The following is a 14,116-nucleotide window of genomic DNA, read 5'->3' on the forward strand; positions in this document are numbered from 1 at the left end:
GACTTCGCGAGCAAGCCCGCTCCCACATTTTGTTCGGTGTCTGATCAGACAAATTGCGCGGCGGCGTAGCCGGAGGCCCAGGCCCACTGGAAGTTGAAACCACCCAAGTGTCCGGTCACGTCGAGCACTTCGCCGATGAAGTACAAACCAGGGCATTTCAGCGATTCCATGGTTTTGGACGACACTTCGTTGGTGTCGACGCCACCCAAGGTGACTTCAGCCGTGCGATAGCCTTCGGTACCCGCCGGTACCACTTTCCAGCTCGCCAGTTTTTCGGCGATATCGGCGATTTCCGCGTGGGTGTACTGCTTCATCGGTTTGGACACGAACCAGTTGTCCGCCAGCAGGTTGGCCATCTTCTTGGTGAAGATTTCCCCCAGCAGGGTTTTCAGCTCGCTGTTCGGGCGTTCGGCTTGCTGCTGTTGCAGCCAGTCATGCGCGTCGTGGTCCGGCATCAGGTTGATCTCGACCGTGTCGCCTGACTCCCAGAACGAAGAAATCTGCAAAATCGCCGGGCCGCTGAGGCCGCGGTGAGTGAACAGGATGTTCTCGCGGAAACTCTGATCGTTACAGCTCACCAGGCAATCCACCGAAGTACCGGACAGCTCGGTGCAAAGTTCTTTCAGCTGATCGGTGATGGTGAACGGCACCAGCCCAGCGCGGGTTGGCAGCAGTTCGTGGCCGAACTGTTTGGCGACCTGGTAACCGAAACCGGTGGCACCCAAGGTCGGAATCGACAGGCCACCTGTTGCGATCACCAAAGACTCACAGGTGATCTGGCCCATCGTGGTGTCGAGCAGGTAACCGCTTTCGAGTTTTTCAATGGTATAAATCGAAGTGTCCAGGTGCAGGCTAGCGCCGACCTGATCGCACTCGTTGAGCAGCATCTCGAGAATGTCGCTGGATTTGTTATCGCAGAACAACTGCCCGAGCTTTTTCTCGTGGTACGGCACACCGTGTTTGGCGACCATGCCGATGAAATCCCACTGGGTGTAGCGCGCCAGTGCGGATTTGCAGAAGTGTTCGTTCTGCGAGAGAAAATTGCCAGGTTCGGTGTACATGTTGGTGAAATTGCAGCGGCCACCGCCCGACATCAGGATTTTCTTGCCGGCCTTGTTCGCATGGTCCAGCAACATCACCTTGCGCCCACGCCCGGCGGCGGTCAGCGCACACATCAACCCTGCGGCGCCAGCGCCAATGATCACGACTTCGGTAGAGCGCAAAACGGTGTCCTCATACAAATTTCATATTCAACGACAAACCAATGTGGGAGCGGGCTTGCTCGCGAAGAGGGACTCTGTCAGTCAGAAGATCGCTTACAAAATACGAACGCGCAGCGAGCGGCCTTTGATCTTGCCGTCATTCAGGCGCTGCAAGGCTTGCTTGGCGATCCCGCGTTCCACGGCCACAAAAGCCTGGAAGTCGAAAATCGCGATCTTGCCCACCTGAGCTCCCGGAATGCCGGCGTCGCCCGTCAGTGCGCCCAGAATGTCGCCCGGACGAACCTTGTCTTTACGGCCAGCGCCGATGCACAGCGTGCTCATCAGCGGCAGTAGCGGACCGCCGCCCTGATTGGTGAGGTTGTCCACCAGGTCCCAGGTCAACGGCGATTGCTGCAGGTGTTCGATAGCTTGGGCGCGCTGCGCTTCGGGCGGTGCGACCAGGCTGATCGCGAGGCCTTTCTCACCCGCACGGCCGGTACGGCCGACACGGTGAATATGGATTTCCGAATCACGGGCCAGTTCGACGTTGATCACCATGTCCAGCGAATCGATGTCCAGACCGCGAGCAGCGACGTCGGTGGCCACCAGTACCGAAGTACTGCGGTTGGCGAACATCGCCAGCACCTGGTCGCGATCACGCTGTTCCAGATCGCCATGCAGACCGACGGCGGAAATGCCTTTGGCGGTCAGGTGGTCGACGGTTTCCTGAACCTGCTGCTTGGTGTAGCAGAAGGCCACGCAGGAGGCCGGGCGGAAGTGGCCGAGGACCTTGGTCACGACGCTCATGCGCTCTTCCGGGGAAATCTCGTAGAAACGCTGTTCGATCTGCGTGTCGTCGTGGAACGCTTCGGCCTTCACTTGCTGCGGGTTGCGCATGAACTTAGACGCAAGCTGCTTGATGCCCGTCGGGTACGTGGCAGAGAACAGCAGTGTCTGGCGGCGTTCCGGGGCCTGCATGATTATTTCTTCGATGGAATCGTAGAAACCCATGTCGAGCATGCGGTCAGCTTCGTCGAGAATCAGCGTGTTCAGGCCGTGCAGTACCAGCGAACCTTTGCGCAGGTGCTGCTGGATGCGCCCCGGCGTGCCGACGATGATGTGTGCGCCATGTTCCAGCGAAGCGATCTGCGGGCCCAGAGATACGCCGCCGCACAGGGTCAGGACCTTGATGTTGTCTTCGGCACGGGCCAGGCGACGGATTTCCTTGGCGACCTGGTCAGCCAGCTCGCGGGTCGGGCAGAGGATCAGTGCCTGGCAACCAAAGTAGCGCGGATTGATCGGGTTCAACAGGCCGATACCGAAGGCGGCGGTCTTGCCGCTGCCGGTCTTGGCCTGGGCGATCAGGTCCATCCCCTTGAGGATCACCGGCAAGCTTTGCGCCTGGATCGGCGTCATCTGGGCATAACCGAGGGAGTCGAGGTTAGCCAGCATGGCGGCGGACAGAGGCAAAGTATTAAAAGCGGTGGCGATGGTGGTCACGGGACTGGCCTGCAAAACAAAATGTCGCGCAGTGTATCAGTCTGGCCCTCTCTACCTGCAACTTCTGGACGAATAGCCTGTAGATACCGTCTTGAACTTCACCGGGCAATCGCGTTTTGTCAGACATATCCCAGACGCAGCCTCGCGTTGCTCGTCAGCTGCTACGGGGAGGGTGGTGAGTCAGAACTGGTTGAGGGGATTTGTAGCAGCTGCCGAGCAGCGTGAGGCTGCGTCGGGCTGCGAAGCGGCCCCCCGAGGGCGGGTCCTACGGACACGCAACGCAGCCTCGTGCCTCGGCAGCTGCTACAGGTCAGTGTTCTATATCGTGCTCGCGGGTGACCGTCCGTCGGCCATCCGTTGGTGAGAGTTGCGAGAAGATGGCTGCGGCCAGCATTGCCATGATTCCGACCGTCACAAACGTCAGTTGGAACGCGCCCAGAACCGTCTGCACGCCATCGTTTCCGATCTCTGCGGTAAAGCCACCGAGCAATGCGCCGGCACACGCAACCCCCAGGCTCAGGGACAATTGCGCCACTACCGACAACAGGCTGTTGCCGCTGCTGGCGCTGGCGTCGTCGAGGTCGATCAGGGTGACGGTGTTCATCGCGGTGAATTGCAGGGAGTTGATCGCTCCTAGAATCGCTAGCAGGCACAGCAGCAGCCAGTACGGTGTCTGTTCGCTGACCAGGCCCATGCTCGCCAGCATGATGCCCAGCGCCAGGGTGTTGCCGGTGAGCACGATGCGATAGCCCAGACGCTCGATCAGCGGTCGCGCCACCCACTTGGCGATCATCGCCGCCGCGGCCAGCGGCAGCATGCTCATCCCGGCCTGTGACGGCGAATACCCCAGCGCCACTTGCAGCAGCAATGGCACGAGGAAGGGCAGGGCTCCGCTGCCGAGCCGGGCGAACAGGTTACCGAGGATGCCCACGGCAAAGGTCCGGGTCTTGAACAGTGACGGTGCGAACAACGGGTTTTCAATATGCCCGGCACGTAACCAGTACGCCGCGAGGCAGGCCAAGCCGGCGAACAGCAGCAGCATCACTCGCAGATGGGGCAGGTGCAACTCGCCCAGGCCTTCCATGGCGACGGTGATCAGAATCATCGCCGCGCCGAACAACAGGAACCCCAGGCTATCGAAACGCGTGCGCTCGGTGCCGCGCAGGTCCGGTATGAATTTCCACACGGCGTAGCAACCGACCAGCCCGACGGGAAGGTTGATCAGGAAGATCCAGTGCCAGGTCAGGTACTCGACCATCCAGCCGCCCATGGTCGGGCCGATCAGGGGGCCGAGCAGCCCGGGAATGGTGATGAAGCCCATGATCCGCACCAGATCCGATCGCGGGTAGGCGCGCAGCACCACGAGGCGCCCGACCGGCAACATCAAGGCGCCGCCCAGGCCCTGAATCACCCGGGCGCCGATCAGTAGGCTCAGGCTGCTCGACAAAGCGCAGAGTAACGAGCCGAGGCTGAACAGAAGAATCGCGCTGAAGAAGATTTTCTTGGTGCCGAACCGATCGGCGATCCAGCCGGAGGCGGGGATCAGCAAGGCGACGGTGAGCATGTAGGCGATGATCACGCCCTGCATGCGCAACGGATCTTCCGCCAAGTCCCGGGCCATGGCCGGCAGTGCGGTGTTGAGGATGGTGCCGTCGAGGGACTGCATGAAAAAAGCGATGGCGACGACCCACGGTATCCAACGGGCGGTGACAGCGTCGAGAGGCAGGCGGTTGGGCATGGGACCTCTTGCAGATTGGAGTTGATCGTTCCCATGCTCTGCGTGGGAATGCCTCAATGGACGCTCCGCGTCCGCTTCGGCAGGGACGCGGTGCGTCCCAGGCTGCATTCCCACGCGGAGCGTGGGAACGATCTGGGTCAGAGGGTCAGCGTGAGTTTGCTGATGAGCGCACCCGGCAATAACGCCGAAGCCGTCGCCCGCTGACTGTAGGTACTCGCCGACAGCAACAACTCCCGCTCCTCGGTCAACGCCTCCAACTGCGAACCGAGCAAGCTGTAGGCACTGTCATCAAAGCGCATGGTGCTGACCGGCGCCTGAATCTCGCCGTTCTCGACCCAGAAGGTCGCAAACCGCGTCATCCCGGTCATGCGTGCCCCCGGTTGGTCGGAGTAGTTCAAGTACCACAGATTGCTGATGTACAAACCCGTGTCCAGTTGCTTGAGGATCTCGGCTTCAGGCAAGGTCCCGGCCGCCATGTTCAATGCACTTGGCATTTCACCGCCGCCCGCCCCGTTGGCGCTCAAGCCGTATTCCGCAGCGCTGCGCGAGCTGACCATTTGTGCGCCGGCCCGGCCTTCGACGATCAAGCCCAGATCACTGCGTGGATAGCCTTCGCCGGAGAATGCCGGGCTCAAGGAACCACTGACCTTTTCATCAATGGACACCTGCGGGCTGAACGCACTGTCCCCTGCATAAAGTTTTTGCAGCGGGCTGGTTTTGCTGGCAATCGACTGCGCTGAAAACCCGCCCCAGCCGAGCATGCCCATGATTTCTTCAAGGGCTGCCGGTGCGAGGTAGGCGCGATACTGACCCGGTGCCAAGGTGCGCAACGGCCGACCGAGAAACGCCAACTGTTCACGCGCCAGAGCGAAGCGCTTGGCAAACCCTTCGCTGCTCCAGTCATGCCCGGCGTAGCTGGCCTTCACTGCCTGGCCATTGTCGTGGAACAGGCTGAAGTCGAAGTTGAAGCTGTTGGCTTGATGCCAGCCAAACGCACCCGAGGAACTGGCGAAACCACGACTGATCGGGCCTGCCGCGTAGAAACCCACCAGGTCGAGGCCTTCGGCGGCCTGAGTGATTTCAGCGACCACGTGCTCGGTGTCCGGCAGCGGATGCTCCTGCACATTTTTGCTCTGCCAGCCGTTGTGGTTGAGCAGCAAGTACGGATCCTGCGGCAGCAACGGCAGCGTCTCGCGCAATTGTTGCAGGCCTTCGGCCAGGCGCTGCACGTCGACTTCCGGGTCACCGGCCAGCGTGATGTCGAGGTCGGCATGCCGGCCATCGTTGATCAGTTTGAAACCGACGCTCGCCTGCTGCACCTGTCCCGCCTGGCGCACCTTGGCGTGGTTGAAACGCACGAAGGCCGACGACTCGGCGGCGTAGCTGAGGTTGAACTGTTCCGGCTCGCGAATCGCCTCGCGCAGCCAGTTGACCAAGGCCTTGAACGACTCAGCCTGACTTTTTGAAGTGCTCATCAGGCGTCTCCCCCAAACACATCCACATTGCTGAATACACAGGCCGGCGACGCGTGACCAACGCGGATCACCTGATTCGGTTCGCCCTTGCCGCAATTTGGCGTGCCCAGGACCTTGACAGTATCGGCGTCACCGACGGCGCTAAGGCTTTTCCAGAATTGCGCGGAAATCGCCCGGTAGTTGGGGTTTTTCACCACGCCTTTGAGTTCACCGTTTTCAATCAACTGCGCCCATTCACAGCCGAACTGGAACTTGTTTCGCGCATCGTCGATAGACCACGAACGGTTGGTCGACATCATGATGCCGTGCTCGATGTTGCCAATCAGTTGCTCCAGCGGTTGATCGCCGGGCTCGATGTTGAGGTTGGCCATGCGGTCGATCGGTGGTCGGTTCCAGCCGCACGCGCGGCTGTTGGCGACACCGTTCATGCCAGCGCGGAATTGCGAGAGCGCGCCGCCCAATGGGCGCAGCAACAAACCTTCCTTGATCAGGAATTGCTTGCTGGCAGCGGTGCCGTCGTCGTCATGGCTGTAGCTGGCGAGCTGCTCGGGGATGTCCGGGTCGAATGTCACGTTGAGCAGCTTCGAGCCGTATTGCAGGTGGCCGAAGTCTTCTGCCTTGACGAAACTGGTGCCGGCGTAATTGCGCTCATCGCCGAGGATGCGGTCCAGTTCCAGCGGGTGACCGATGGACTCGTGGATCTGCAGCATCATCTGGTCGGGCATCAGCAGCAGGTCGCGCGGGCCTTGGGGTGTGTTCGGCGCCAGCAGCAATTGCAGCGCCTGATCGGCGACTTGTGGGCCGGCACCCATCAGGCCACAACGGCTGATCACATCCGCGCCGCCCTGCTGGCCGAAGTTCTCGCGGCCGAGGCTGCGGGTCTGGCTGTCGCTGCCGTCGTAGGCGGTGACGTCGAGGCCCGGATAGACGAAACGTTGGGCCTGGCGCAATTCGGCGCCGGCGCTGTTGAGGTAGATCTGCTCGACGTTGGTGATGCCGATGCTGACCTGCCAGTTCACCAGCCGCTCGTCCTTGGGCACGGACGCGGATTCGGCGCCGAGCAATTGGTAGCAATCGCTGAGGGACGGGAAGGGCTGGTCGAGGTTCGGCGAAAAATAGTCGGCGCGGTCGCTGGAGACCGCTTGCTCGCGCAGGTCGAGCAGTGCGTGGGGCTTGAGTCGGCGGGCTTGTTGCTCGGCGCGGTCCAGTGCCGATTGCAGGCCTTGTTGCGACAGGTCGTTGGTAGCGGCGTAGGCTTCGACACCGTTGACGCGCACAGTCAGCATCGCGCCTTCGTCACGGCTCAGGCTTGGAGGTTCGGCGACGTTCTTACGCACCGACAGGTACTGGCCGGACTCGCGCACATAACGCAGCGAAAAGAATTCAGCGCCCGTGCGCAAGGCAGCGAAGCGCTGCTTGAGCTGGGGGTGGAAATCGAACATTCGAGAACCTCCTTGGTATGGAGTGGCGGTGTTGCGGTGCTGCGAGGGGGGTGAAACGTTTGCGTGGCGCTAGATTAGGCCTGCGCGGGGGGTAGGATCAAGCTTGGATCGGTGTAGGAAAACTTTACCGGGAGAGGTGTGGTGTTATGGCGTGCCCCTTCGCGAGCAAGCCCGCTCCCACATTTGACCGCGTCGTTATCTGGCGACTCGGTCAAATGTGGGAGCGGGCTTGCTCGCGAAGGCAGCACCGCGGTGTAACTGTCTTACTGCGCGGTCAGGCTCACATCCCGCATCGCCTTACCCCGCACCGGTGCATCACCGGCCACGAAGTAGACTGCCTTGCTGCGTGGCAGCGGCTGGCGACCACGAATCTTGTCGGCGATTTTCTCGGCGATCATGATCGTTGGCGCGTTCAGGTTGCCGGTGGTGATGATCGGCATGATCGAGGCATCGACTACCCGCAGACCCTGCATGCCGTGCACACGACCTTCGCCATCAACCACGGCCATCTCGTCAGTACCCATCTTGCACGAGCAGGACGGGTGGAACGCGGTTTCGGCGTGTTCGCGGATGAACTTGTCGAGTTGCTCATCGGTTTGCACGTCGATGCCGGGGCTGATTTCACGGCCACGGAAAGCGTCCAGTGCCGGTTGCTGCATGATTTCACGGGTCAGGCGGATGCCATCGCGGAATTCCTGCCAGTCCTGCTCGGTGGCCATGTAATTGAACAGGATGCTCGGGTATTCGCGCGGGTCTTTCGACTTGGCTTGAATACGACCACGGCTTGGCGAACGCATGGAACCCATGTGCGCCTGGAAACCGTGCTCTTTCACACCGTTGCTGCCGTTGTAGTTAATTGCGACCGGCAGGAAGTGGTACTGGATGTTCGGCCAATCGAATTCCGGACGGGTGCGGATGAAACCACCGGCTTCGAACTGGTTGCTGGCGCCGATGCCGGTGCCGTTGAACAGCCACTCGGCACCGATGGCTGGCTGGTTGTACCAGAGCAGCGACGGGTACAGCGAAACCGGTTGGGTGCAGGCGTATTGCAGGTACAGCTCAAGGTGATCCTGCAGGTTTTCGCCGACGCCTGGCAGGTCGTGGACCACCGGGATGTCGAGCTTGTTCAGCAGTTCGGCCGGGCCGACACCGGAGCGTTGCAGGATCTGCGGCGACGCGATGGCGCCGGAGCACAGCAGCACTTCTTTGCGGGCGCGGGCCTCAACGCGCTCTTCAGCGGCGCCGATCAGGTAACGCACGCCGACCGCACGCTTGCCTTCGAACAGGATCTTGTCGGTCAGGGCGTGGGTGACGATGGTCAGGGTCGAACGCTTTTTGGCAACGTCCAGGTAACCACGTGCGGTGCTGGCGCGACGGCCCTTCGGCGTCACGGTACGGTCCATCGGGCCGAAGCCTTCTTGCTGGTAGCCGTTGAGGTCTTCAGTGCGCGGGTAACCGGCTTGCACGCCTGCTTCAACCATGGCGTGGAACAGCGGGTTGTTGCCGGCTTTGGGCGTGGTCACGCTGACCGGGCCGTCGCCACCGTGGTAATCGTTCGGGCCGATGTCGCGGGTTTCGGCTTTGCGGAAATACGGCAGGCAGTTCAGGTAATCCCAGTCTTCCAGACCTGGCAGTTTGGCCCAGTTGTCGTAGTCCATCGCGTTGCCACGGATGTAGCACATGCCGTTGATCAGCGAAGAACCACCCAGGCCCTTGCCGCGACCGCATTCCATCCGGCGACCGTCCATGTGCGGCTCTGGATCGGTTTCGTAGGCCCAGTTGTAGCGACGGCCTTGCAGCGGGAACGCCAGGGCCGCCGGCATTTGCGTGCGGAAATCGAAACGGTAGTCCGGGCCGCCTGCTTCGAGCAGCAGGACGGTGACGCCTTCGTCTTCAGTCAGACGGGTCGCCAGGGTGTTACCGGCCGAGCCGGCACCGATGATGATGTAATCGAATTCTTGGGACATTGAATGCACCCTCTTTGAAGTTGGTCAGGTCGCCTGTAGCAGCTGCCGAGGTACGAGGCTGCGTTGGGTCGCGCAGCGGCCCCAGAGGGCGGTCCTGCGGACACGCAACGCAGCCTCGTGCCTCGACGGCTGCTACAGGGTTTTCAGCGTCTGCTTAGAAAACCGAGGCGTAATCGCCCAGTTCGACCTGTACCGATTTGATGCGGGTGAAGTTGTTCAGCGAGCTGATCCCGTTCTCACGGCCCACACCCGACTGCTTGTAACCGCCAACCGGCATCTTCGCGTCAGACTCGCCCCAGGCGTTGATCCAGCAGATACCGGCTTCCAGTTGATGAATCACGCGGTGAGCGCGGTTCAGGTCCTTGGTGACGACGCCAGCGGCCAGGCCGAAGTCGGTGTCGTTGGCGCGGCGGATCACTTCTTCTTCGGTTTCGTAAGTCAGGATGCTCATCACCGGGCCGAAGATTTCTTCGCGAACGATGGTCATATCGTCGGTGCAGTCGGTGAACACGGTCGGGGCCACGAATGCGCCTTTGGCGAATTCGCCGTCAGTCAGACGGTTGCCGCCGCACAGCACGCGAGCGCCTTCTTCCTTACCTTTGGCGATGTAACCCAGCACGCTTTCCATGTGGGCGAAGCTGACCAGCGGGCCAAAATTGGTGTTTTCGTCTTCCGGGTTGCCGACGCGGATGCGCGCAACGCGTTCAACGATCTTGGCTTCGAAGGCGGCTTTGAGGTGGCTCGGTACGAACACGCGAGTGCCGTTGGTGCAGACCTGACCAGAGCTGTAGAAGTTGGCCATCATCGCTGTGTCGGCGGCGCGATCGAGGTCGGCGTCGTCGAAAATGATCAGCGGGGATTTGCCGCCCAGTTCCATGGTCACGTCTTTCAGCGACGAAGCCGAAGCGCTGGCCATGACCTTCTTGCCGGTGTCGGTGCCGCCGGTGAAAGAGATTTTTTCGATGCGTGGGTGTTCGGTCAACCAGGTGCCGACTTCACGGCCGCTGCCGGTCAGTACGTTGAACACACCAGCTGGCAGGCCGGCTTCGGTGTAGATCTCGGCCAGTTTCAGGGTCGTCAGGGAAGTGACTTCGCTTGGCTTGAAGATCATCGCGTTACCGGCCGCCAGGGCCGGTGCGGATTTCCACAGGGCGATCTGGATAGGGTAGTTCCACGCGCCGATACCGGCCACGACGCCCAGCGGCTCGCGACGGGTGTAGACGAACGACGTGGTGCGCAGCGGAATCTGTTCGCCTTCGATGGCGGGTACCAGGCCGGCGTAGTATTCCAGCACGTCAGCGCCAGTGACGATGTCGACGTAACGGGTTTCGGAGTACGACTTGCCGGTGTCCAGGGTTTCCAGGGCGGCCAGTTCATCGTTGCGCTCGCGCAGGATGTCGACGGCACGACGCAGGATGCGCGAACGCTCCATGGCGGTCATTGCAGCCCAGATTTTCTGGCCCTTTTCGGCACTGACCACTGCACGCTCAACATCTTCCTTTGTCGCGCGTTGTACTTTTGCGAGGACTTCACCGTTAGCCGGGTTGATGGCTTCGAAAGTGGCGTCGCTGCTGGCGTCACTGTAGCCGCCATCGATGTAGAGTTTTTGCAGTTCGAAACGGGCCATAAAGTCCTCGCAAGAGCATAAGTGGGTTGGCGGTAACCACTGGACGTGCCGTGAAGCATTGGCGACGCTGGCCAGTGGCGGTTCGGGGGTTGAGCGTTTATGTGTGCTCTAACTCACCCGCTTGGCCAGTTGTATATCCATGTATTCGTAAGCGATCTGTTGCGCCTGCCCGGTGTCGAAAGCGTCTCCCGACAACGCGCCGCGTAACCACAAACCGTCAATGAGGGCTGCCAGGCCACGGGCTGCACTGCGCGCATCATCAAGCGGCAATACACGGCGGAACTGGCAGCACAGGTTGGAATACAGACGGTGATCGTTGATCCGCTGCAACCTGTGCAAAGACGGCTGGTGCATGCTGGTGGCCCAGAAGGCCAGCCAGGTTTTCATTGCCGGGCCATTGACCTGGCTGGCGTCGAAGTTGCCTTCGATGATCACCTGCAGATGCGCCCGCGGGCTCTCATCTGTCAGCGCCAGTCGGCGCGCGGTGACGTTCTCGCTGAGGACGGTCATCAGGTACCCCATGGTGGCGGCAATCAGGCCATTCTTGTCCTGAAAGTAGTGACTGATGATGCCGTTCGAGACACCGGCCAAACGGGCGATCAGCGCAATGCTGGCGTCCCCCATGCCGACCTGATCGACGGCCAGCAATGTGGCTTCGATCAATTGTTGGCGGCGGATGGGTTGCATACCGACCTTGGGCATCTTGCACATCTCCTTAGGCCTTCCGGTGGACGTCAAGCGGCTACCGGATCGAGGGCCAGTCTATTTTGTTTTGATTGAACGTTCAATCAACAAAGAATAAGATCTGCGACAATTCGTCGCTGCTTACAGATTTTTCCTACGCGTAAATGGCGATAAACCGACATCCAAAAATGCTCGAAACCTATACGCGCAGGCGTTCCACGGGTTTCGGGCTTTTTTCGGGGTGTCTTTATATCACCCACTGGTCGGCTGCCCACTAACCGATTGGTCGGGTATCGCGTTGCCTTGTGTTCTTCTCTCGCACTGCCTGGAGCTTCTGTGCCATGAGTTCTGCATCTCTAATAAAGACCCCACCCGATAAGGTGACGGTCAACGGTTGGGTGTTCTACACCTCTACCGCGTTGATTCTGTTGCTGACCGCCATTCTGATCATCGCCCCACAAGAGGCTGGCAGATTGCTTGGTATAGCTCAGGCCTGGTTATCCCGCAGCTTCGGCTGGTACTACATGGTAGTGATCGCCGCTTACCTGGTGTTCGTGGTGGGCCTGGCGTTTTCCTCCTACGGCAAGCTCAAGCTGGGCAGCAAGGACGATACCCCGGACTTCAGCTACGGCGCCTGGGCGGGGATGTTGTTCTCCTCGGGTATAGGCATCTCGCTGTTGTACTTTGGGGCCTCCGAGCCGCTGGACCACTACTTCAACCCGCCGGAAGGCGTGGCCGCCAGCAACATGGCGGCGCGTCAGGCCGTTCAGTTGACGTTCCTGCACTGGGGCCTGCATGGCTGGGCGATTTACGCCTTGGTCGGCTTGGCCGTTGCCTACTTTGCTTACCGTCATAACCAGCCGCTGGCGCTGCGTTCGGCGTTGTATCCGTTGGTGGGCGAACGCTGGGTCAAAGGCGCAGCTGGTCATGCGGTGGACGGCTTTGGCATGTTCGTGACCCTGCTGGGGCTGGTGACGAACCTCGGGATTGGTTCGTTGCAAGTGTCTTCGGGCCTGGAAAACCTGTTTGGCATGGAGCACAGCAACACCAACCTGCTGATCGTGATCATCGTGATGAGCACCGTGGCGACCATCGCCGCCGTGTCCGGTGTGGAAAACGGCATTCGTCGTCTGTCCAACCTGAACATCGTGCTGTTCAGCGGTTTGCTGATTTTCGTCCTGCTATTCGGCCCGACCCTGCACCTGCTCAACGGTTTCGTGCAGAACATCGGTGACTACCTGAACGGCGTGGTCCTGAAAACCTTCGACCTCTATGTGTACGAAGGCGACAGTGAGAAGTCCGACCGCTGGTTGGGCCTGTGGACGCTGTTCTACTGGGCGTGGTGGATTTCCTGGGCGCCATTCGTGGGCATGTTCATCGCGCGTATTTCCCGTGGTCGCACGGTGCGTGAACTGGTGGCCGGCGTGYTGCTTATCCCGTTGGGTTTCACCCTGGCATGGCTGTCGATCTTCGGTAACTCGGCCCTGGACCTGGTGATGAACCACGGTGCGGTGGAGCTCGGGAAGACGGCGCTCGAACAGCCGTCCATGGCGATCTACCAGTTGCTGGAACACTACCCGGCGTCGAAAGTGGTGATCGGCGTGTCGATCTTTGTCGGTTTCGTGCTGTTCCTGACCCCGGCGGATTCCGGCGCGGTGATGATGGCCAACCTTTCGTGCAAGGGCGGCAACGTCGACGAAGATGCGCCGCACTGGCTGCGGATCTTCTGGTCGGCGGTAATCACCCTGGTGACCATCGGTCTGCTGTTCGCCGGTAACTTCGAAGCCATGCAAACCATGGTGGTGCTGGCCGGTCTGCCGTTCTCGGTGGTGCTGGTGTTCTTCATGTTCGGCTTGCACAAGGCCATGCGCCAGGACGTGCAGATCGAACAGGAGCAAGCGGAATTGGCCGCACGCGGTCGTCGTGGTTTCAGCGAGCGTTTGACTCAGTTGGACTTGCAGCCGAACCAGTCGATCGTGCAGCGCTTCATGGACAAGCAAGTCAGCCCGGCGCTGGAAACTGCGACGGTGCAATTGCGTGCTCAAGGGCTGGATGTGCAGACGTTGCTGGGCAAGTCCAAACGCTGCATGGGCGTGCGGATCGAGATGGAAGAGGGCAACCCTTTTGTCTACGAAGTGAGCCTGGACGGCTATCTGGCGGGGGCGAGCGACACGGTGTCGGCTGAAAGTGCTGATGAGCCGCGTGCACGCTACTACCGCGCCGAGGTGTACCTGCACAATGGTAGCCAGGATTACGACTTGATGGGCTTCACCCAGGATCAGATCACCCGTGACGTGCTCGATCAGTTTGAAAGCCATCGGCAACTCCTTGGCCGGGTCTATAGCTGAGTTGTAAGCGACGCGGTGTTTCAGTCTGAAGCACCGCGTCGGCATCATCGCCAGCAGGCTGGCTCCCACATTGGAATGCATTCCCTTGTGTGAGCCAGCCTGCTGGCGATGGGACCTTCAACTTCAACACGGC

9 protein-coding genes are annotated in these 14,116 nt (G+C 60.6%); 1 reads left to right on the forward strand and 8 read right to left on the reverse strand.

Annotation, left to right across the window (positions count from 1 at the left end; all coding sequences use genetic code 11):
- Positions 1–44: 44 nt before the first annotated feature.
- From AC1DRJ_RS11075 to betI, 8 genes are all read right to left on the reverse strand, one after another.
- Positions 45–1,223: a BaiN/RdsA family NAD(P)/FAD-dependent oxidoreductase gene (locus AC1DRJ_RS11075; RefSeq protein WP_477802169.1), complete on the reverse strand. Its 1,179-nt coding sequence runs from the start codon at positions 1,221–1,223 to the stop codon at positions 45–47.
- Between the two features lie 93 nt (positions 1,224–1,316).
- A complete protein-coding gene (gene dbpA, locus AC1DRJ_RS11080; protein ID WP_477802176.1) occupies positions 1,317–2,654 on the reverse strand; it encodes an ATP-dependent RNA helicase DbpA in 1,338 nt (445 codons plus the stop codon).
- Positions 2,655–3,012: 358 nt separating this feature from the next.
- The gene (mdtD, locus tag AC1DRJ_RS11085) at positions 3,013–4,440 is read right to left on the reverse strand and encodes a multidrug transporter subunit MdtD (protein ID WP_477802170.1); all 1,428 of its coding nucleotides are present in this window, start codon (positions 4,438–4,440) and stop codon (positions 3,013–3,015) included.
- Positions 4,441–4,577: 137 nt separating this feature from the next.
- Complete coding sequence (locus AC1DRJ_RS11090; protein ID WP_477802171.1) at positions 4,578–5,915, reverse strand: TldD/PmbA family protein; 1,338 nt, start codon at positions 5,913–5,915, stop codon at positions 4,578–4,580.
- Positions 5,915–7,357 carry a TldD/PmbA family protein gene (locus tag AC1DRJ_RS11095; protein WP_477802172.1) on the reverse strand — a complete coding sequence of 481 codons (1,443 nt, stop codon included), beginning with the start codon at positions 7,355–7,357 and terminating at the stop codon, positions 5,915–5,917. The genes AC1DRJ_RS11090 and AC1DRJ_RS11095 overlap by 1 nt, the downstream gene beginning before the upstream one ends.
- Before the next feature lie 263 nt (positions 7,358–7,620).
- The gene (gene betA / locus AC1DRJ_RS11100; protein WP_477802173.1) at positions 7,621–9,324 is read right to left on the reverse strand and encodes a choline dehydrogenase; all 1,704 of its coding nucleotides are present in this window, start codon (positions 9,322–9,324) and stop codon (positions 7,621–7,623) included.
- A 154-nt stretch (positions 9,325–9,478) separates the two neighbouring features.
- Positions 9,479–10,951: a betaine-aldehyde dehydrogenase gene (gene betB / locus AC1DRJ_RS11105; protein WP_477802174.1), complete on the reverse strand. Its 1,473-nt coding sequence runs from the start codon at positions 10,949–10,951 to the stop codon at positions 9,479–9,481.
- Between the two features lie 108 nt (positions 10,952–11,059).
- Positions 11,060–11,653 carry a transcriptional regulator BetI gene (gene betI, locus AC1DRJ_RS11110; protein WP_477802175.1) on the reverse strand — a complete coding sequence of 198 codons (594 nt, stop codon included), beginning with the start codon at positions 11,651–11,653 and terminating at the stop codon, positions 11,060–11,062.
- A gap of 380 nt (positions 11,654–12,033) precedes the next feature.
- On the opposite strand from betI, the gene AC1DRJ_RS11115 reads away from it, so the two are divergent.
- Positions 12,034–13,983, forward strand: coding sequence for a BCCT family transporter (locus AC1DRJ_RS11115; protein ID WP_477802177.1), 1,950 nt, complete (start codon positions 12,034–12,036; stop codon positions 13,981–13,983).
- The last annotated feature ends 133 nt before the right edge of the window (positions 13,984–14,116 follow it).

Source organism: Pseudomonas sp. P5_B2 (assembly GCF_056400445.1).